At 64.6% G+C, this 20,950-nt stretch carries 17 protein-coding genes and 3 tRNA genes; 7 read left to right on the forward strand and 13 right to left on the reverse strand.

Annotated features, from left to right (window positions below; all coding sequences use genetic code 11):
- The first annotated feature begins 14 nt into the window (after positions 1–14).
- Entirely contained in the window at positions 15–458 is a 444-nt protein-coding gene (gene cynS, locus ASD28_RS15155) for a cyanase (protein ID WP_056129422.1), read from the forward strand.
- 1 nt (position 459) lies between these two features.
- On the opposite strand, the gene ASD28_RS15160 is transcribed toward cynS, so the two are convergent.
- The 12 genes from ASD28_RS15160 to ASD28_RS15215 all read right to left on the reverse strand — a co-directional run bounded on the left by ASD28_RS15160 (position 460) and on the right by ASD28_RS15215 (position 14,454).
- Positions 460–891, reverse strand: a complete 432-nt coding sequence (locus ASD28_RS15160; protein ID WP_056129425.1) for a GNAT family N-acetyltransferase — start codon at positions 889–891, stop codon at positions 460–462.
- A 102-nt stretch (positions 892–993) separates the two neighbouring features.
- Positions 994–2,907 (reverse strand): SurA N-terminal domain-containing protein, encoded by a 1,914-nt coding sequence (locus ASD28_RS15165; RefSeq protein ID WP_082577270.1) that lies wholly within the window; start codon positions 2,905–2,907, stop codon positions 994–996.
- A gap of 83 nt (positions 2,908–2,990) precedes the next feature.
- Positions 2,991–3,067 (reverse strand) — tRNA-Asp (locus tag ASD28_RS15170).
- 54 nt (positions 3,068–3,121) lie between these two features.
- Positions 3,122–3,198: transfer RNA gene (locus ASD28_RS15175), tRNA-Asp, on the reverse strand.
- Positions 3,199–3,270: 72 nt separating this feature from the next.
- Complete coding sequence (locus ASD28_RS15180; protein ID WP_160410885.1) at positions 3,271–3,594, reverse strand: HU family DNA-binding protein; 324 nt, start codon at positions 3,592–3,594, stop codon at positions 3,271–3,273.
- A gap of 131 nt (positions 3,595–3,725) precedes the next feature.
- Complete coding sequence (gene lon / locus ASD28_RS15185; protein ID WP_056129431.1) at positions 3,726–6,143, reverse strand: endopeptidase La; 2,418 nt, start codon at positions 6,141–6,143, stop codon at positions 3,726–3,728.
- A gap of 278 nt (positions 6,144–6,421) precedes the next feature.
- Positions 6,422–7,690, reverse strand: coding sequence for an ATP-dependent Clp protease ATP-binding subunit ClpX (gene clpX, locus ASD28_RS15190; RefSeq protein WP_056129433.1), 1,269 nt, complete (start codon positions 7,688–7,690; stop codon positions 6,422–6,424).
- A gap of 179 nt (positions 7,691–7,869) precedes the next feature.
- Positions 7,870–8,487 (reverse strand): ATP-dependent Clp endopeptidase proteolytic subunit ClpP, encoded by a 618-nt coding sequence (gene clpP, locus ASD28_RS15195; RefSeq protein ID WP_166861694.1) that lies wholly within the window; start codon positions 8,485–8,487, stop codon positions 7,870–7,872.
- Between the two features lie 82 nt (positions 8,488–8,569).
- Positions 8,570–9,910: a trigger factor gene (gene tig, locus ASD28_RS15200; RefSeq protein WP_056129435.1), complete on the reverse strand. Its 1,341-nt coding sequence runs from the start codon at positions 9,908–9,910 to the stop codon at positions 8,570–8,572.
- Between the two features lie 31 nt (positions 9,911–9,941).
- Positions 9,942–10,028, reverse strand: a tRNA-Leu gene (locus ASD28_RS15205).
- 158 nt (positions 10,029–10,186) lie between these two features.
- Positions 10,187–13,291, reverse strand: coding sequence for an efflux RND transporter permease subunit (locus ASD28_RS15210; protein WP_056129437.1), 3,105 nt, complete (start codon positions 13,289–13,291; stop codon positions 10,187–10,189).
- Positions 13,288–14,454, reverse strand: a complete 1,167-nt coding sequence (locus ASD28_RS15215; RefSeq protein ID WP_082577269.1) for an efflux RND transporter periplasmic adaptor subunit — start codon at positions 14,452–14,454, stop codon at positions 13,288–13,290. The genes ASD28_RS15210 and ASD28_RS15215 overlap by 4 nt, the downstream gene beginning before the upstream one ends.
- Before the next feature lie 120 nt (positions 14,455–14,574).
- On the opposite strand from ASD28_RS15215, the gene hpnC reads away from it, so the two are divergent.
- The 6 genes from hpnC (at position 14,575) to ASD28_RS15245 (ending at position 19,658) form a co-directional block, all read left to right on the forward strand.
- A complete protein-coding gene (gene hpnC / locus ASD28_RS15220; RefSeq protein WP_056129440.1) occupies positions 14,575–15,384 on the forward strand; it encodes a squalene synthase HpnC in 810 nt (269 codons plus the stop codon).
- A 51-nt stretch (positions 15,385–15,435) separates the two neighbouring features.
- Positions 15,436–16,269, forward strand: a complete 834-nt coding sequence (gene hpnD, locus ASD28_RS15225; protein WP_056129443.1) for a presqualene diphosphate synthase HpnD — start codon at positions 15,436–15,438, stop codon at positions 16,267–16,269.
- On the forward strand, positions 16,256–17,593 hold the full coding sequence (gene hpnE, locus ASD28_RS15230) for a hydroxysqualene dehydroxylase HpnE (RefSeq protein WP_056129448.1): 1,338 nt from the start codon (positions 16,256–16,258) through the stop codon (positions 17,591–17,593). The genes hpnD and hpnE overlap by 14 nt, the downstream gene beginning before the upstream one ends.
- Positions 17,594–17,851: 258 nt before the next feature.
- Positions 17,852–17,983: a hypothetical protein gene (locus ASD28_RS33090; protein WP_267873824.1), complete on the forward strand. Its 132-nt coding sequence runs from the start codon at positions 17,852–17,854 to the stop codon at positions 17,981–17,983.
- Positions 17,984–18,005: 22 nt separating this feature from the next.
- Positions 18,006–18,833, forward strand: coding sequence for a DUF1700 domain-containing protein (locus ASD28_RS15240; protein WP_056129454.1), 828 nt, complete (start codon positions 18,006–18,008; stop codon positions 18,831–18,833).
- Between the two features lie 6 nt (positions 18,834–18,839).
- Positions 18,840–19,658 (forward strand): head GIN domain-containing protein, encoded by an 819-nt coding sequence (locus ASD28_RS15245; protein ID WP_056129457.1) that lies wholly within the window; start codon positions 18,840–18,842, stop codon positions 19,656–19,658.
- Here the strand turns inward: ASD28_RS15245 and ASD28_RS15250 are convergent.
- A complete protein-coding gene (locus tag ASD28_RS15250) occupies positions 19,633–20,883 on the reverse strand; it encodes a TIGR03862 family flavoprotein (protein ID WP_056129461.1) in 1,251 nt (416 codons plus the stop codon). The genes ASD28_RS15245 and ASD28_RS15250 overlap by 26 nt on opposite strands.
- Positions 20,884–20,950: the final 67 nt, after the last annotated feature.

The raw sequence follows: 20,950 nt of genomic DNA on the forward strand, positions 1-20,950 counted from the left end.
ACGAGGGGAACGCGATGAACCGCATGGATGTCACCGAGAAAATCGTCAGCGCCAAGGTAGCCAAAGGCATCAGATGGGAAGACGTGGCCGGCAGGGTCGGCCAGTCGAAGGAATGGACGACCGCGCTGTGCCTGGGCCAGATGACCGCCTCGGCCGAACAGGCGGCCATCCTCGGCGACATCTTCGGCCTGACCGACGAAGAGTGCAAATGGCTGCAGGTGGTCCCGTACAAGGGTTCGCTGCCGACGGCCGTCCCGACCGATCCGCTGATCTACCGCTGGTACGAGATCGTCAACGTCTACGGCACGACGGTCAAGGAACTGATCCACGAAGAGTTTGGCGACGGCATCATGAGCGCCATCGACTTCCACATGGACATCGTGCGCGCGCCCGATCCGAAAGGCGACCGGGTCAACGTGATCCTGTCAGGCAAATTCCTGCCGTACAAGCAGTATTGACTCATTCCTGCGCGAGATAGCCCTGCGCGGTGGCCTTGACCGGATCCTGGAACACGGCCATCGCCGTCGTCATGCGCCGGAAGCCGTAGCGCGCATAAAACCCTTCCTTGCCGGGTACCGAATACAGGATGATCTTCGCGTGCCCGCGCGAGCACTCGACGAGGTGCGCGATCAGCGCGTCCCCCAGGCCGCGCCCCTGGTGGCTGGGCAGGATCGCCACGTCGCAGATATAGGAACAGTCGAGGCCGTCGGCCAGCGCACGTCCTGCCGCGACCAGTACGCCGTCCTCGTAGCCGAAACGGCGGAACATGCTGTTGCCGAACACCGTCTTCAGGCGCTCCGGCGACTTGTTGCCGAGCGGGGCCTTGCGATACAGCTCGGAGAGTTCGTTCCAGTCCACGTTGTCGAGCGTGTCGGTCCAGGTGACAGTCATGGGGTCGTCCTTGCGTTGTCGATCGAACCGCGATTGTAACGGTGCTGCAAAGAAAAAGCCCGGTCCGCTCGCGCGGCCGGGCTGTCGATGACGCGTCCGGAATTATTCGGACTTGGCGCCGAGATCGGCAGGCTTGACGTTGATCTTCGCCTTCGCCTTGTGCTTCAGCGCTTCGACGAAGCCATAGGTCTCGGCATTGCCGACGGCGCGGCCGATCTGTTCCGCTTCCTGCTTGCGGCGCGCCACGTCCGGCTGGGCCGGCTGGCTCACCTTGTTGATGCGGTAGACGCCATAGCCCACGCCCGGGATGTCGACGCCGACATAGGCCGGCAGCTTGCTCGCGTCCGCCTTCAGCACGGCGACCGCGGCCGTTTCGTTGATCGTCGGCTGCTTCGTGCGCGCCACGATCTTCGCTTCGCCGAAGCCGGCGGTATCGCCCGATGCCTTGGCGGCGGCCAGTTTCGCTTCGCCGGCCTGGCGTGCCAGCTTGGCCGCTTCTTCCTGCGTCACGCGCTGGCGGATGGCGGCTTCGACGTCGGCCAGCGGACGTTTGGTCGCCGGCTTGAATTCCACGACGCGGCCCGCGACCAGCGTACCCGGCGCCACTTCGACGGCGTCCGTGTTGCGCTTGTTCTTCACCGCGTCGCTGCCGAAGATCGCTTCCAGGAATTTCGGATTGTTGACCGGCGACGCGCCCAGGGCCGGGTTCGGCGCACGGGTCAGGCCTTCGGCGGTCTGGATCGTCAGGCCCAGCTTGTCGGCGACCGGCTTCAGGCTGTCCGCCTGCTCGTACACGGTGTTGCGGAAGGTTTCCGCCAGTTCCGTGTACTTCGCCGACATCTTCGCCTTCTTCAGCTCGGCAAGGATTTCCGGCTTCGCCTCTTCCAGCGACTTCTGCGTTTCCGGCACGATCTTCGTGATCTTGACGATGTGGTAGCCGAATTCCGAACGGACGAGACCGCTGACTTCGCCTTCCTTCAGGCCGTAGATCGCGTCTTCGACGGGCTTGACGAACACGCCTTTCTGCACGACGCCCAGGTCGCCGCCCAGCTCGGCCGAGCCCGGATCCTGCGATTGCGCCTTGGCGATCTTCGCGAAGTCGTTCGGGTTCTTGCGGACTTCATCCAGGACAGCCTGCGCCTTGGCCTTCGCGGCGGCGTCCTCGGCGGCCGAGGCGCCCTTCTTTACGTTGATCAGGATGTGGCTGGCGGTACGCTTTTCCGGCGTGGTGAAGCGCGCCTTGTTCTTGTTGTACGCGTCGGCGATGTCGGCGTCAGACACGTTGACCTGCTTCTCGACGGCGGACGCATCGAACACGACGTACTCGGCCTTGACGGATTCCGGCACCTGGAACAGCGCCGCGTTCTTGTCGTAATAGGCCTTCACCATATCATCCGTGACCTTGACCTGCGCAACGTAGTTCGCAGCCGGGAACAGCTGCTCCTGCACTTCGCGCTCTTCGTCGTTGATGTCCGACAGGCGGTTGGCGACGGTACGCGGCGCGAACGCGGTCTGCTGGACGGAACCGACGAGCTGCTGCACGGCCAGGTCGTGGCGCATGCGCTGGTCGAACATGTCCGGCGTCATGCCCTGCGCAGCCAGTGCGGCCTTGTAGCGGTCCATGTCGAACGTGCCGTCTTCCTTGCGGAATGCCTGGATCCCGAGGATCGCCTTCTGCAGCGCGGCGTCGCTCACCGTCAGGTGGTTGCGGATGATCTCGGCGTTGATGGCGCGCTCGGCCACGAGCTGGTCGAGCACGGCCTGCTTCGCTTCCGGCGTCTCGAACAGTTTCTGGTCGAACTGCTCGCCCATCATCTGGCGGGCCTGGTCCAGCTGGCGGCGCTGGGCGGCTTCCCACTCCTGCTGGGTGATCTTCTTCCCGTCCACGGTCGCCACACCATCGTTGCTGCCGCGTTCGTTGTAGCTGCTGACGCCCACCAGAACGAACGACGGAACGATCAGCAGCAGCAGGAAGAACTGCATCAGGCGCTGGTGAGTACGGATAAATTCAAACATGGTCAGCCAATCAAGGTTGAAAATGCGTTATCGAAAAACTTAAAAAAAAAGGCGAACCTAGGTTCGCCTCTTTTTCAGTATCTTGGCGGAGCGGACGGGGCTCGAACCCGCGACCCCCGGCGTGACAGGCCGGTATTCTAACCAACTGAACTACCGCTCCGAATTCTTGTATTTCGCAACCGCAAAATCGAAGCCCGACAAGGCTTGCGATTCGTGGCGGAGCGGACGGGGCTCGAACCCGCGACCCCCGGCGTGACAGGCCGGTATTCTAACCAACTGAACTACCGCTCCACGAAATACTGGGTGCTACTCGACTGACTGGAATCCAGCAGCGTCCTGCTGCGTGTCAGCGCAGCGGAGGCATTAGTTTACTGCATCTTTCAGTGCTTTACCAGCCTTAAATTTCGGGACCTTGGCCGCCTTGATCTTGATGGCTTCCTTCGTGCGCGGATCGCGGCCCGTGCGTGCGGCGCGCTCGCCGACGGTGAACGTGCCGAAACCGACCAGCGTGACGCTGTCGTTGTTCTTCAGCGTGTTGGTCACAGCGTCGATCATGGCATCGAGGGCGCGCGCCGCAGAAGCTTTGGTCAGGTCCGCGGACTTCGCGATTTCTTCGATCAGTTCAGTTTTGTTCACTTTCTTCCCTCGTTGTGCGTTCTGGACACGGCATGCGCGACCGGGTCGGATTGACGGTCGGCAAAAACCGCAAGGGCGTATTAAACAAGCCGACAATGCGTTGTGTCAAGTAACGCACGAGCAACAGCACGACATAAAAAAACGGCACCCGAAGGTGCCGTATTTCACGCTGCCCAGCAGGTTCAGTGCTTGACGACGCCGCCCTGGCCGTCACTCGCGGCGGTCGTCACCGACGACGAGGACGCCGCTACCGCCGGCACGTCGACGATCGGTTCCGGCTGGCGTTCCAGTGCCACTTCCAGCACCTTCTCGATCCAGCGCACCGGGACGATCTCGAGCTTGTTCTTGACGTTGTCAGGAATGTCCGCGAGATCCTTCACGTTCTGCTCGGGGATCAGGACGGTCTTGATGCCGCCGCGCTGGGCCGCCAGCAGCTTTTCCTTCAGGCCGCCGATCGGCAGGACTTCACCGCGCAACGTGATCTCGCCCGTCATCGCCACGTCGGCACGGACCGGGATACCGGTGAACACCGACACCAGCGCCGTCGTCAGGCCGATGCCGGCGGACGGACCGTCCTTCGGCGTCGCGCCTTCCGGCAAGTGAACGTGGATGTCGGTCTTCTCGAACACCTCGTTCTTGATGCCCAGGCGCGCTGCACGGCTGCGGACCACGGTGCGGGCCGCTTCGATCGATTCCTTCATCACGTCGCCCAGCGTACCGGTACGGATGACGGCACCTTTACCCGGCACCTGCACGGCTTCGATCGTCAGCAGGTCGCCGCCGACTTCCGTCCAGGCGAGGCCCGACACCTGGCCGATCTGGTTTTCCTTCTCGGCCACGCCGAAGTCGTAGCGGCGGACACCCAGGAATTTATCCAGGTTCTTCGACGACACGATCACGCGCTTGCTGTCCTTCTTGAGCAGCAGCATCTTGACGACCTTGCGGCAGATCTTCGAGATTTCGCGCTCGACCGAACGCACACCGGCTTCGCGGGTGTAGTAGCGGATGATGTCGCGGATCGCGGCTTCGTCGACCTTGATCTCTTCATCCTTCAGGCCGTTCGCCTTGATCTGCTTCGGCAGCAGGTAGCGCTGCGCGATGCTCGTCTTCTCGTCCTCGGTGTAACCCGACAGGCGGATCACTTCCATCCGGTCCAGCAGGGCCGGCGGGATGTTGAACGAGTTCGACGTCGCCACGAACATCACGTCCGACAGGTCGAAGTCCACCTCGACGTAATGGTCCGAGAACGTGTGGTTCTGCGCCGGATCCAGCACTTCGAGCAGGGCCGACGACGGGTCGCCGCGGAAGTCCGCGCCCATCTTGTCGATCTCGTCGAGCAGGAACAGCGGGTTGCGCACGCCGACCTTCGCCAGCGACTGCAGCACCTTGCCCGGCATCGAGCCGATATAGGTACGGCGGTGGCCGCGGATCTCGGCTTCGTCGCGCACGCCGCCCAGCGCCATGCGGACGTACTTGCGGTTGGTCGCGCGGGCGATCGATTCGCCCAGCGACGTCTTACCGACGCCCGGAGGACCGACGAAGCACAGGATCGGGGCCTTCAGCTTGTCGACGCGCTGTTGCACCGCGAGGTATTCGAGGATGCGTTCCTTGATCTTGTCGAGGCCGTAGTGGTCGGCTTCCAGGACTTCCTGGGCCTTTTCCAGGTCGATCGTGACCTTGGATTTCTTTTTCCACGGCAGCGACACCAGCGTGTCGATATAGTTGCGCACGACGGTGGCCTCGGCCGACATCGGCGACATCAGCTTGAGCTTCTTGATCTCGGCCTGGGCCTTGTCCAGGGCTTCCTTCGGCATCTTGGCGGCGATGACTTTCTTCTCGAGTTCCTCGATGTCGGCGCCCTCTTCGCCCTCGCCCAGTTCCTTCTGGATGGCCTTGACCTGTTCGTTCAGGTAGTACTCGCGCTGCGATTTCTCCATCTGGCGCTTGACGCGGCCGCGGATGCGCTTTTCGACCTGCAGGATGTCGAGCTCGCCTTCCAGCTGGCCGAGCAGATGCTCCAGGCGCTTGGCGACGTTGAAGATTTCCAGGATGACCTGTTTCTGCTCGAGTTTCAGCGGCAGGTGGGCGGCGACGGTATCGGCCAGGCGGCCGGCGTCGTCGATACCGGCCAGCGAAGCCAGGATCTCGGGCGGGATTTTCTTGTTCAGTTTGACGTACTGGTCGAACTGCTGGACGATCGCACGGCGCATCGCCTCGACTTCGGAATCGTCGCCGATTTCCGAATTGATTGGGGTCAAGTCAGCGATGAAATGGCTGGGACCGTCGTTGATGTGATTGATACGGGCACGCTGCGCGCCTTCGACCAGCACCTTCACGGTGCCGTCCGGCAGCTTCAGCATTTGCAGAATATTGGCCACGCAGCCGATCTCGTAGATGTCTGCGGCGGAAGGCTCGTCCTTGGCAGCGGCCTTTTGGGCTGCGAGCATGATGCTCTTACCCTGTTCCATGGCGGCCTCGAGCGCCTTGATGGATTTCGGGCGGCCGACGAACAGCGGTATCACCATATGCGGGAACACCACCACGTCGCGCAGGGGCAGCAGCGGCAGCGTCATTTGCTCGGTCAATTTGGAAGTTGTCATGGCATACCTTATAGAAAGCGTGTAGACGATGTGGGAGCACACTGTCGAAACACAATACCGGCCCGGAAATATTTTCTACAAGTAAAAAAACTTTAACTTGATACGAATACTAGCCGTTTCTACAAAAGTCCTGAATTCAAATAAAAAAGCCACTTCACAGCATCGGCCGCGAGTGGCTTTTCGATTGAAGCCGTCTTTTGTTGAGATTGATTGTACCGTCTCAACTCAGCGATTCAATACCTTTGTTGTGTTTGCGCCCGGAAATTTTCAGCAAATTTTCAGTTCTCGCCTGCAGCCTTCGGCGATTCGCTGTAAATCAGCAAAGGTTTCGCGCCATTCGTGATCGTATTTTCATCGATGACGACTTTCACGACATTTTGCTGGCTCGGCAATTCATACATCACGTCGAGCAGAGCGTGTTCCAGGATCGAACGGAGGCCACGTGCGCCGGTCTTGCGCGCCAATGCCTTCTTGGCAATCGCGTGCAGGGCCGCCGGGCGGATTTCCAGTTCGGCGCCTTCCATATCGAGCAGTTTCGAATACTGCTTGATGAGGGCGTTCTTCGGCTCGACCAGGATCTGGATCAAAGCCTCTTCCGTGAGCTCGCTCAGGGTAGCTACGACAGGCAGACGGCCAACAAGTTCCGGAATCAGGCCAAACTTGATCAGGTCTTCCGGTTCCGCTTCCAGCAGGATGTCGCTGACGGAACGCTGCGTCTGGCTCTTGACGCTGGCCGCGAAGCCGATGCCGCTCTTTTCTGAACGGTTCTGGATGATCTTGTCCAGGCCGTCGAATGCGCCGCCGCAGATGAACATGATGTTCGTCGTGTCGATCTGCACGAAATCCTGGTTCGGATGCTTGCGGCCGCCCTGCGGGGGCACCGACGCCATCGTGCCTTCGATCAGCTTCAGCAGCGCCTGCTGCACGCCCTCGCCCGACACGTCGCGGGTGATGGACGGGTTGTCGGACTTGCGCGAAATCTTGTCGATCTCGTCGATGTAGACGATGCCGCGCTGGGCCTTTTCGACTTCGTAGTTGCAGCTCTGCAGCAGCTTCTGGATGATGTTCTCGACGTCCTCGCCGACATAGCCAGCTTCCGTCAGCGTGGTCGCGTCGGCGATCACGAACGGGACGTTCAGCATGCGCGCCAGGGTCTGGGCCAGCAGGGTCTTGCCGGAACCGGTGGGGCCGACCAGCAGGATATTACTCTTGGCCAGCTCGACGTCGTCCTTCTTGCCCAGGTGCTTCAGGCGCTTGTAATGGTTGTAGACCGCCACCGACAGGATGCGCTTCGCCGTCTGCTGGCCGATGACATATTGATCGAGCAGTTCGGCGATCTCGTGCGGAGTCGGCAGGTCGGACTTGGCGCCCGCCACCGACTCGACGTTCGAGGTCTCGTCGCGGATGATGTCATTGCACAAGTCGATGCACTCGTCGCAGATGAAGACCGAAGGTCCTGCGATGAGCTTCTTGACCTCGTGCTGGCTCTTGCCGCAGAACGAGCAGTACAGGAGTTTTTCGCCGCTAGAGGATTTTTTGTCTGACATGGGGCAGGTTTCAGTTGAATTGCTATGAATATAACGCTAATACGAGGGCGCAACAAGTGCGCACGACACCATGCTACCCGATTTGAAAACAAAACGCCCGAAGCGCTGTCGCGTCCGGGCGTATTTGAGCAACAGTTGTCGAGAGCACCACGCGATCTCGAAAACCGCGCGGTTTAACCTCAGCCGCGGTTCGTCAGAACCTTGTCGATGAGACCATATTCCACGGCCTCTTCGCTCGACATGAAACGGTCGCGATCGGTATCCTTGTGGATCTGTTCGATCGTCTGGCCGGTGTTGTCCGCCATGATGCGGGCCAGGCGTTCGCGCAGGTACAGGATTTCCTTGGCCTGGATCTCGATGTCCGACGCCATGCCCTGCGAGCCACCGGACGGCTGGTGGATCATGACACGCGAGTTCGGCAGCGAGAAGCGCTTGCCCTTGGCGCCGGCGGCCAGCAGGAACGCGCCCATCGAGGCGGCCAGGCCGGTGCACAGCGTCGACACGTCGGGCTTGATGAAGTTCATCGTGTCGAAGATGGCGAGGCCGGCCGACACGGAACCACCCGGCGAGTTGATGTACAGCGAGATGTCCTTGTCCGGATTCTCGCTTTCCAGGAACAGCAGCTGGGCCACGATGAGGTTGGCCATCTGGTCGTTGACAGGACCGACCAGGAAAATCACGCGCTCCTTCAGCAGGCGCGAGTAGATGTCGTAGGCACGCTCGCCGCGGCCGCTCTGCTCGATCACCATCGGCACGAGGCCGAGGGCTTGGGTATCCAATGCCGGATTACGATTCATACCTGTCAATTCCTTTCGAAGAGTTACGAAGCCGCACTATCGCAGATTTCTCGTGAGAATGTCGTACGGCTTCATCAAGGAGTTACGCCTGAGCAGCGCTTCCCATCAGCTCGTCAAAGGCGATGTCCTTGGTCGTCACCTTTGCCTTGCCGAGCACATAGTTAACGACGTTTTCTTCCAATACAAGAGCTTCCACTTCGCCCAAGCGGCGACGGTCGCTGTAGTAGTACTTCAGGACTTCCTTCGGATCTTCGTAGCTCTGCGAGAAGTCTTCGATCTGGGCCTTCACCTGCTCTTGCGTCGCTTGCAGGTTGTTTTCCGAGACCAGCTGCGACAGGATCAGGCCCAGGCGCACGCGGCGCTCGGCCTTGGTGGCGAACAGGTCGGCCGGGAACGGCAGGCTCTGCACGTCCATGCCGCGCTGGGCCATGTCCTGGCGGGTCTGCTCGGCCAGGCGCTGCGAATCCTGCTCAATCATGACCTTCGGCACGTCCATTTCGGTGTGCTTGACCAGGGCGTCCATCACGGCTTCCTTGTTGCGGGCCTTGATGCGGGCGTTGACTTCACGCTCCAGGTTGACCTTGATGTCTTCGCGCATCTTCTCGATGCTGCCGTCTTCGATGCCCAGCGTCTTGGCGAACTCGGCGTCGACTTCCGGCAGGTGCGCCCATTCCAGCTTCTTCAGCGTGATGGTGAACTCGGCGGTTTTACCGGCCACGTCCTTGCCATGGTAGTCTTCCGGGAATGCCAGCGGGAAGGTCTTGCTCTCGCCCACTTTCAGGCCGACGGTCGCGGCTTCGAATTCCGGCAGCATGCGGCCTTCGCCCAGAACGAATGCATAGTCTTCGGCTTTGCCGCCCGGGAATTCGACGCCGTCGATGACGCCGACGAAGTCGACGGTCACGCGGTCGCCGTTCGCTGCGACCGGCTCGCCGCCGTCACCGTGCTCACCGGCTTCGCCCTTGGTGTGGTAATGCACGCGCTGCTTGCGCAGGATGTCGATGGTCTTGTCGATCTCGGCGTCGGTCACGTCGGTCTTGACGGTCTCGATCTCGATCCCCTCCAGGCCCGGCAGCGACACTTCCGGATAGATCTCGAAGGTCGCGTCGAAGGCCAGCATGCCTTCCGGTGCGTCCTGCTTCGGCTCGATTTTCGGCATGCCGGCAACGCGCAGCTGGGCTTCGTTGGCGGCGTCGTTGAATGCCTGGCCAACTTTGTCGTTCAGCACGTCGGATTCGATCTGGTAGCCGTACTGGGCCGCCACCATCTTCAGCGGCACCTTGCCCGGACGGAAGCCCGGAGCACGCGCGGTCTTGGCCTGCTTCTTGAGGCGCTTTTCAACTTCCGTACGTACGTCGCTCAGCGGAAAAGAGAGAGTCAAGCGACGCTCGAGTTTACCCAGGTTTTCGACTGCAGTTGCCATTGTAAAAATCGTCCAAAAAAATAATTGTTCGTGGTGCGAGGAAGGGGACTCGAACCCCTACACCATTGCTGGCGTCAGGACCTAAACCTGGTGCGTCTACCAATTTCGCCATCCTCGCGCAGGATTGCTGATCTTGCCACAAAAACAAAGGGCGCCCGACAATGAAACCGGCCGCCCTGAATCCAATGTCTAGGGGCTACAACTTCAACCCGATATTTTACTGGATTTTCTGACACCATTGGGCAGATTTTAAATCGTAGTGAATCGCCCGATATTTCAAGGATTTAGAGCCGCCTCCCGCGCACGCACGGGCCGCTTTACCCGGAACCATGCCGCATACAGCGCCGGCAGGAACAACAGCGTGAGCGCCGTGGCGACCAATAATCCACCCATGATCGCGATCGCCATCGGGCCCCAGAACACGGAACGGGACAGCGGGATCATCGCCAGCGCCGCCGCGGCCGCCGTCAGCAGGATCGGCCGGCACCGCCGCACGGCGCTTTCCACGATGGCTTCCCAGGCAGGATGCCCGGCCGCGATGTCCTTTTCGATCTGGTCGACGAGGATGACGGAATTGCGCACCACCATGCCGAACAGCGCGATCACGCCGAGGTTCGCGACGAAGCCGAACGGCGCGTTGAACACCAGCAGCCCCATCGCGGCACCGGCGATGCCCAGCGGCCCGGTCAGGAACACCATCACGGCGCGCGAGAAGCTGTGCAGCTGCAGCATCAGCAGCGTGAACACGATGAACAGCACCAGCGGCACGTTCGCCGAGATGGACTCCTCCGCGGTCGAACTGTTCGCGGCCGCGCCTTCCAGCTTGATGCGGTAGCCGGCCGGCAGCTTCGCCCGCAGGACGTCCAGTTTCGCATTGACCTGGTCGGACACGGTCGGCCCCTGCACGCCTTCGACGACGTCCGACTGGACCATGATCGCCCATTCGCGCCCGTAGCGCTGCACGACGCCCGGCTCCCACACGAATTCGATGCGCGCCAGCTGCGACAGCGGCACGGCCCTGCCCGAGGGCGTCGGCACGTTCGTGTTGGCGAGCACGGACATGTTCGAGCGCTCGTCCAGCGGCTGGCGCACCACGATGTCGATCAGGCGGTTGCTCTCGCGGAACTGGCCCACCGTCGTCCCGGAAAGGAGGGTGGCGATCGTGCGGCGCACGGTCTGCGACGTGACGCCCAGCGCGCGCATCTTGTCCTGGTCAAGCTCCAGCCGCAGCACCTTGACGGACTCGTTCCAGTTGTCGTTCACGCCCACCGTGTTCGGGTTGGCGATCATGATCTCCTTGACCTGGTCGGCGACCTTGCGCACGACGCCGATGTCCGGTCCCATCACCTGGAACTGCACGGGGTAAGGCACGGGCGGTCCGTTCGGCAGCAGTTTTACGCGGCCCCGCACTTCGGGGAAATCCGACTTGAACTTGTCTTCGATCTTGCGCTTGAGCGCATCGCGCTGGTGCACGTTCTTCGGCAGCACGACGAATTGCGACACGTTCGACGCCGGGAAGATCTGGTCCAGCGGCAGGTAGAAGCGCGGGCTGCCCGTGCCGATGTACGACGTCACGCTGTCCGTTTCCGGCTGCGCGCGGGCGAATGCCTCGAATTTCTTGGCCAGCGCCTCGTTGACGGCGAAGCTCGTCCCTTCCGGCGCCCACATCTCGACCATCAGTTCCGGACGGCTGGAATCCGGGAAGAACTGCTTCTCGATGAACTTGAAGCCGAACACGCCGAGGAAGAACACGGCCAGCGACAGCACGATCGTCGTCTTGCGCCATTCCACGCAGCGGTCGACGAGACGGCGGAAGCGCTGGTACATCGGCGTGTCGAACACGTCGTGGTGCCCTTCTCCGTGCGGTTTCACCCGCAGGAGGATGAAACCGATGTAGGGCGTGAACGTCACGGCGACGACCCACGACACGAGCAGCGCGATCGCGTTCACGGAAAACATCGAGAACGTGTACTCGCCGGCCGCCGATTTGGCGAGGCCGATCGGCAGGAAGCCGGCCGCCGTGATCAGCGTGCCGGTCAGCATGGGGAACGCGGTCGACGTGTACGCGAACGTGGCCGCGTCGAAGCGCGACATGCCCTCTTCCATCTTACGCACCATCATCTCCACGGCGATAATCGCGTCGTCCACGAGCAGGCCCAGGGCGATGATCAGCGCCCCCAGCGAGATCTTGTGCAGTGAGATGTCGAACACGCGCATGAACAGGAACGTAATCGCCAGCACCAGCGGAATCGTCAGCGCGACGACGAGGCCGGGGCGCACGTCCAGGCGCAGCTTCGGCTTCGTGTGCAGGCCCAGCGCGACGAACGACACGACCAGCACGACGACGACGGCCTCGATGAGACTGTGCATGAATTCGCTGACGGACGCCGTGACGGCCGCGGGCTGGTTCGACACGCGCTCCAGTTCGATGCCGACGGGCAGTTGGCGGCGGATGCGCTCGACCGTCTGCTCGAGGCCCTTGCCCAGCTCGATGATATTGCCGCCCTTCTCCATCGACACACCCAGGCCGATCACATCCTTGCCGTTGAAGCGCATCTTGTCGTGCGGCGGATCCTCGTACGCGCGCTCGACTCTGGCGAAATCGCCGAGGCGGAACGTCGTGTTCCCCGCGCGCAGGCTCAGGTCTCCGAGCTGTTTGGCGGTCTTCAGGCCGCCGGTCACGCGCACCTGCAGGTTTTCCAGCGGCGTCACGAGCACGCCGGCCGATTCGATGCCGTTCTGCGTGGCGATCTGGTTCACGATCTGCTCGAACGGGATGCCCAGCTGCGCGAACTTCTGCTGCGAGAACAGGATGTTGACCTTTTCCTGCTGAACGCCGAACTGCTCGACCTTCGAGACGAGCGGCACGGCGAGCAGCTGCTGGCGCACGAAGTCGGCGTAGTCGCGCATCTCGGCATAGGTAAAACCATCGCCGGACAGCGCGAAGATGGAGCCGTAGGTGTCGCCGAATTCGTCGTTGAAGAACGGCCCGATCACGCCGGGCGGCAGGGTCCCCGCGATGTCGCCGACCTTCTTGCGCACCTGGTACCAGACGCCCTGCACCTCCGCCGGCGGCGTGGATTCCTTCAACTCGATGATGATCGTCGTCTCACCCGGCTTGGAAAAGCTGCGCAGCTTGTCGATGTGCGGCGTCTCCTGCAGCTTCTGTTCGAGCTTGTCGGCCACCTGCTGGGCCATCTGCACGGACGTGGCGCCCGGCCAGTACGCCGTCATGACCATCACGCGGAAAGTGAACGGCGGGTCCTCGTCCTGGCCCAGTTTGCCGTAGCTGATGATGCCGCCGATGAGCAGCGCGGCGATCAGGTAGCGGGTCAGCGGGATGTGCTCCAGCGCCCAGCGCGACAGGTTGAAGCCTCTCATTTCACAACCTCTTGAGGGCCCCCGACCGGTGCCCCCCGGGCACCGGCCGCTTCGGCCTCGGCATCGCCACGGCGCGCGACGTCGGCCGTCAGCACTTTCACTTTCTGGCCCGGCTTGAGCAGGTGCACGCCCGCCGTGACGACCGTCTGGCCCGCCTTCACGCCGCCCGCCAGCACCACGTCGTTGCCGGATACCCCGCCCACCTGCACGGGCACGAGGTGCACGGCGCCGTTCTCGATCACCCACACCGACGTCGCGCCCTTGTTCTGGTACAGCGCGGACAGCGGCACCTTGATCGCGGCGCCCGTGTCCGCGTGCGCCAGCTGCACGACCGCCGTCATGCCGAGGCGGATGTCGTCCTGCGCCGGGATCGCCACTTTCACGGTGTACGTGCGCGTGGCGGGATCGGCCACCGGCGCCACTTCGCGGATCTTGCCCGGGATGCTGCGGTCCGGATCCGCCCATAGCCGGACTTTCACGTCGCTCACCTTGCGCAATTCGTCGACCTGGTCTTCCGGCACGCCGATCACCACTTCCTTCTCGTCCGTCCGCGCCACGCGCACGACGGGGGTGCCGGCCTGCACGACCTGGCCCACTTCCGCATCGATGCCCGTCACGACGCCGTCCGTGTCGGACACGAGGTTCGCGTAACCGGTCTGGTTGGCCTGCTCGCTCGACGCGGCGCGGGCCGCCTCCACGTTCGCCTGCGCCGAGCGCGCAGCCGCCACTTTCTGGTCGAGCACGGCCTGGCTGACGAAGTTCTGGCTGCGCAGGTCCTGGTAGCGCTTCAGGTCGGCGCGCGCCAGCTCGTACGTCGTTTGCGCCGCGCGCAGGTTCGCCTGGGCCTGGGCCTGGCCGAGGCGCAGATCTTGCGGATCGAGCTGCATCAGCACCTGGCCGCGCTTGACGACCGTGCCCACGTCCACCTTGCGGGCGCTGATCTTGCCGCCGACGCGGAAACCGAGGCGGGATTCGTAACGGGGGCGGACGTCGCCGGAAAATTCCGCCGACGAGCCGACCGTGCCCGTCGCGAGCGTCAGGGCACGCACGGGGCGTACGTCTTCGGCGCGGGTGTCGTTGCGGGAGCAGCCTGTCAAGGTGAGCGTCAATGCGCCGCTGGCCAGGACCAGGATCAAAGGAAGGGCGAACGAAATGGCACGCATTGGTTTCCTCATGGTGGCCCGGCCGGGACGGCGAGGCACTGTCGTGGATTTAACCAAGCAATTATAATCATGCAATTATCGCCAGTAAATGACTTTAGAGTCAGCAATCTACAGAGCCGCATGGCCGTCGACCATTACGAAAACTTCCCTGTCGCGTCGATCCTCCTCCCCCGCCGCCTCGTGCCCGCGGTGGAGGCGATCTATGCGTTCGCCCGCAGCGCCGACGACCTCGCCGACGAGGGCGACGCCAGCCCGGCCGAACGCCTGGCCGCCCTGCAGGCGTACGAGGCGGCGCTGGACGGCATCGCGGCCGGCACGCCCCCGGCCGAGCCCATGTTCCAGCGCCTCGCCGCCGTGCTGGCGGAATACAGGCTGCCCATGCAGCCGCTGCGCGACCTGCTCTCGGCCTTCAAGCAGGACGTCGTCACGACGCGCTACCCGGATTTCCCGCACCTGCTGGATTACTGCCGCCGCTCCGCCGATCCCGTCGGGCGCCTGATGCTGGGCCTGTACGGCGTCGACGATGCGACGAGCCTGCGCGAGTCCGACGCCATTTGCACGTCGCTCCAGTTGATCAACTTCTGGCAGGACGTCGCCATCGACATCGCCAAGGGCCGCATTTACCTGCCCCTGGACGACCTGGTTCGCTTCGGCGTGACCCAGGACGTCATCGAGGAGAGCCGCATGGGCCCCGCCTGGCGCGCACTGATGCGCTTCGAGGTGGACCGGGCGCGCGCGCTGATGCTGGAAGGCGCGCCGCTGGCCACGCGCCTGCCGGGCCGCATCGGCTGGGAGTTACGGATGGTCGTCCAGGGCGGCCTGCGCATCCTGGAAGCGATCGAACGCGTGGATTACGACGTGTTCCGGCGCCGTCCGCGCCTGAAACGCCTCGACTGGCTCACGGTAGGCTGGCGCGCACTACGTATGTGACGCCTCATCGGCTAAGATAGCGGACTTGCTCCGCGCAATAACAACCTAATTATGTCCCCCGACGACTACTGCCAACAAAAGACCGCGCAAAGCGGCTCCAGCTTCTACTACAGCTTCCTGTTCCTGCCACCCGAGCGCCGCAGGGCGATCACGGCGCTGTACGCATTCTGCCGGGAAGTCGACGACACGGTCGACGACGCCACCGACCAGTCGGTCGCGCGCATCAAGCTCGCATGGTGGCGCAACGAGGTCACGCAGATGTATTCGGGCACGCCCACGCATCCCGTGATCCTGGCGCTGAAGCCGCACATCCAGCCGTACGACCTGAAACAGGAACACCTGCAGGCCATCATCGACGGCATGGAGATGGACCTCGACCAGTCGCGCTACCTCGACTACCCGAACCTGAAGAAATACTGCTGGCACGTGGCGGGCGTCGTCGGGATCCTGTCGGCCAGCATCTTCGGGGTGACCAATCCGCAGACCTTGAAGTACGCGGAGACGCTGGGCCTCGCGTTCCAGCTCACGAACATCATCCGCGACGTGGGCGAGGATGCGCGCAAGGGCCGCATCTACCTGCCGGTCAACGAACTGCAGCAGTTTGGCGTGACGGCGGCCGACCTGCTGAACGCGCGCCACAGCGAAAAGTTCGAAGCGCTGATGACATTCCAGGCCGCCCGCGCGCAACAGCTGTACGACGACGCGTTCGCGCTGCTGCCGCAGGAAGACCGGCGCGCGCAGCGCCCCGGCCTCATGATGGCCGCCATCTACCGCACGCTGCTCGACGAGATCGAGCGCGACGGTTTCCACGTCCTCACCCAGAAGATCTCCCTGACGCCGCTGCGCAAGCTGTGGCTCGCGTGGAAGACCTATGTCCGCGGATAACAAGCGGGTTGCCATCGTCGGCGGCGGCTGGGCCGGCTGCGCGGCGGCCGTCGCGCTGCTGGACGCGGGCTGCGGCGTCACCCTGTTCGAAGCGGCGCGCACCCTGGGCGGCCGCGCCCGCGCGATCGAGACGAACGGGCGCCTGCTCGACAACGGCCAGCACATCATGCTGGGCGCCTATGCGGATACGTTGCGCCTGATGCGCCGCGTCGGGGTCGACCCGAAACAGGCGCTGTTGCGGCTCCCACTGCAGATGCGCTACCCGGCGGGCGCCGACGGCATGGACTTCGTCGCCCCGCGCCTGCCCGCGCCGCTGCACATGCTCGTCGCCCTGCTGCGCGCCCGTGGGCTGGACCGCGCCGACAAATTGGCCCTCGCCCGCTTCACGACGACCGCGCGCTGGATGGGCTGGCAGCTGCACACCGATTGCAGCGTGGCGGAACTGCTTGTCCGCTACGACCAGACCGAACACCTGAATCGCCTGATGTGGCGCCCGCTGTGCCTCGCCGCGCTGAACACGCCGCCGGAACGCGCGTCCGCGCAGGTCTTCCTGGCCGTGCTGCGAGACAGCCTGGGCGCAAAACGGGCCGCGTCCGACATGCTGATTCCGCGCGTGCTGCTGGACGCCCTGTTCCCGCAAGCGGCGCGCCGCTACCTGGAAAGCCGCGGCGCCGCCGTGCACACGGGCCGCCGCATCGATGCGCTCGGCCCCGACGGCGGCACGTGGCGCGTGCGCGCGGGCGCCGACGTGCAGACGTTCGACGCCGTCGTGCTCGCGGCCCCGCCATGGCAGGCGGCGGCGCTGCTGCGGCCTCTGGACGGCACCGCTGGCATCGCCTCCCGGCTCGATGCGCTGGCCTATGAACCGATCGCCACCGTGTACCTGCAATACGCGGCCGGGGTCCGCCTGCCGCTGCCGTTCTGCGCGCTGACCGATGCGCCGCACGACAACCGCTGGGGCCAGTTCGTGTTCGACCGCGGCCAGCTCGATCCGGGCCAGGACGGGTTATTGGCCGTCGTGATCAGCGGCGCGGATCCGGCCGGCGACATCGGCCAGGAAGCGCTGGCGGCGAGCGTCGCCGCCCAGTTGGCCACTGCATTCGGACAGCCGGGCCTCGCGTCTCCCGAGTGGAGCCGCGTGATCACGGAAAAGCGCGCCACGTTCGCGTGTTCGCCCGCCCTCGACCGGCCGGCCAACGCCACCGAGCTGCCGGGCCTCGCGCTGGCGGGCGACTACACCGCGTGCGACTATCCCGCCACGCTGGAGGCGGCGGTGCGCAGCGGGGTCGCCGCGGCGGGCGTCATTACAGGAGCCGGACGATGAGCGGCCAGTCGCCCGCAGCCTCGATACCGTCATCCCCGCGCAGGCGGGCAGGCGCGATGCACCAGCCCTCCAAGTTCTGCGTCCAGGCCCGCGGAAATTGGGGTCCCGCCTCCGCGCGAACGACGGGCTGGGGCAGCCGGTCATCCCGCCTCGGTGCGCCCTGCCCCGTCAAATCCGCAGCCTGTCGCACACCGGTAGCACTCGCCGCCCCGGATCCGTACAGTGTCAACATCGAAACGAGTGTTGGCGGAAATGCAAATGAACATCCATCTCGGCGTACGTACCCTTGCCCTGCTGGCCGTCGTGGCGGCCGCGACGGTCATCCTTGTGCACGCGGGCGGGGCGCCCGATCCGGCACTGAACGCCATACTATTGCTGGGCCGAAATTAATACCGCCCTGCCGGGAGTAACGATGGGCAAACTGGAATACCTCGAGGCGCTCAAGCGGGCCATGCTCGGCCTGCCACCCGACGTCCAGGCCAAGACACTGGCCTATTACGAGCAGCGCTTCGTCGACGGCGTCGCTGCCGGACGGGGCGAGCCGGACGTGGCGCGCGAGCTCGACGATCCGACCAGGATCGCCATGACCCTGCGCGCGAGCGCCCACCTGGAGGCGTTCACCGAAAAGAAGAACCCGGCCAACGGGTTCGCCGAAAAGCGCAACCCGGCCAACGTGCTGCGCGTCGCCGTATCCGCCGTCGGCCTGGCCATCTTCAACCTGTTCATGATCGTGCCGGCGATGGTCTACTCGGCGCTGCTGTTCGCCCTGTACGTGTGCGCGCTGACGTTCTACCTGGCCGGCATCGCGACGACCGCGAGCGGCCTGGCCGGCGCCAACGAACTCGTACTGGACTGGCCAAGCCGCTTCGTCACCATCGACGACGACGGGCGCGGGCGCCAGATGCGCATCGAGATCGGCAGCCACGGCATCAACGTCACGCAGGAGCGGCCGCAGATCGCGGACCCGCTGCCGCCCGCCGACCCGGACGCCGGGGCCGACCGGGGCAGCCGCCTGGAGCGCTCGCGCGCCATGCGCAGCGCCGAGGCGCTCGCGGACAGCACGGTGCGCATCAGCACGGAGATGGACGCGGAATCGCGCACGACGCAGACCCTGTTCGGCTTCGGCCTCGTGCTGGGCGGGATCGCGCTGTTCCTGCTGTCCCTCGTGATCACGCGCTATACCTTCGTCGGCCTGAAGCGCTACCTCCAGATGAACCGTTCCCTGCTCAAGGGGAGCTGAGCCACCATGCGCGCGCTACTCAAAGTCGGCTTCACCCTGCTCCTCATCGCCTTCCTGCTGATCGGCGTCTCGTACAGCATGCTGCGCGCCCACGGTACGAACGGCCCGTCGAACCCGGGCGGCCGCCTGCTCACCACCGAACACCGCACGCTCGCCCAGCCGGTTGCCAAGGTCGACCTGTCCGGCCCCGTCAATCTCACCCTGCGCCAGGGCCCGACGCCGGCGCTGGAAGTCCGGGGCGAGCAGCGCCTGCTGGCCAACATCGACACGACGGTCGACGGCGACATGCTGCACATCGGCCCGCGCGGCATCCTGCTGCGCCACCGGACCCCGATCGAAGTAACGGTCACCTTGCCGGCGCTGGAATCCCTCAGCATCAACGGCAGCGGCGAGCACACCGTCAGCGGCTTCGCCGGCGACCACCTCGACGTCGCGCTCGATGGTTCCGGCAGCATGCGCTTCAACGGCCGCTACCGCGAGATCATGGCCGCGATCCACGGCAGCGGCGACATGGAGCTGACGGGCGGCACGAGCGACACGGTGGATGCCGCCGTCATCGGCAGCGGCCGCCTCACGCTCGTCGGCTCGACGCGCGCGCTGCATGCGGAGTTGCGCGGGTCCGGCGACCTGGATGCGCGCCACCTGCGCGCCGACGAGGTCGACCTCGCGCAGGAAGGTTCCGGCGACAGCGCGGTGTATGCCCGCAAGCGCCTGCATGCGGACCTCACCGGCAGCGGCGAGGCGCGCGTCTTCGGCAATCCGGACGAGCGCTCCGTCAGCCGCAACGGCAGCGCGACGGTCAGCTTCGACGACAAGCGCGATTGAGCAGCCAGTCCAGCGCCGCGCGTCCCGCCGCGCGGCCGCTGCCGAAGCAGGCTGTCAACAGGTAGCCGCCCGTCGGCGCTTCCCAGTCGACCATCTCGCCCGCCACGAACACGCCCGGCAGGCCGCGCAACATGGCGCCGTCGAGCGCCTCGAAGCGCACGCCGCCGGCGCTGCTGATCGCTTCGACGATCGGGCGCGGACGTTTCAGCACGAGCGGCAACGCCTTCAGCGCCCGCGCCAGCTTCACGGGGTCCGCGTAGTCGGCCTTGCCCAGGCACTCGTGCAGCAGCCCCGATTTCACGCCCTTGATGCCCAGGCGGCTCTGCAGATGGCTGGACATCGAGCGCGTGCCGCGCGGGCGCATCACTTCGTCCAGCACGCGCTGCGGGTCGTGGTCGGGCAACAGGTCCAGCAGCACGGTCGCCTGGCCGTCCTGTGCGATGCGGTCGCGGATGCCCGCCGACAGCGCGTACACGAGGCTGCCCTCGATGCCGGTCGCGGTGACGACGAACTGGCCCTTGCGGAACGGGCCGCCGGCCAGCGCCAGCGCGACCGTCGTCAGCGGCGCGCCGGCGTGACGCGCCGCGAAGTGATCCGACCAGTCGGCGTCGAAGCCGCAATTGGCCGGCACGAGGGGCGCCACGTCCACGCCGCGCGCGGCCAGCAACGGCACCCACGCGCCGTCGGACCCGAGCCGCGCCCAGCTCGCGCCGCCCAGCGCCAGCACGGTCGCGGCGCCCGCCGTCTCCACGGTCGCCTCGCCAGCCGGCGTGTCGAACACGAGGGCGCCGTCGCGCCAGCCGGTCCAGCGGTGGCGCATGTGGAACACGACGCCCGCCTCGCGCAGCCGGTGCAGCCACGCGCGCAGCAGCGGCGCGGCCTTCATGTCGGTCGGGAATACGCGGCCCGACGTCCCCACGAACGTATCGACGCCCAGGCCGTGGATCCATTCGCGCAGCTGCGCCGGGGGGAACGCTTCGACCCAGGGCTTCACCGCATCGGCGCGGGCGCCGTAGCGGCCGACGAACGCGTCATGGGGTTCCGCATGCGTGATGTTCATGCCGCCCTTGCCGGCCAGGAGGAACTTGCGGCCGACGGACGGCATCGCATCGTACACGTCGACGCTGATGCCGCCCGCGGACAGCACCTCGGCCGCCATCAGGCCGGCGGGGCCGCCGCCGATGACGATGGCGCGATGGGGACGGGTTTCGATTGGCTGGGACATGGCGGTCGCGGGAGGGAAACGAGAAAACGCGGAGGCGAGCATTGTAGTCGAACGGGCGCCAAAAAAG

The sequence above is a fragment of the Massilia sp. Root133 genome, from assembly GCF_001426525.1.
GTDB lineage: Bacteria > Pseudomonadota > Gammaproteobacteria > Burkholderiales > Burkholderiaceae_D > Telluria > Telluria orientalis.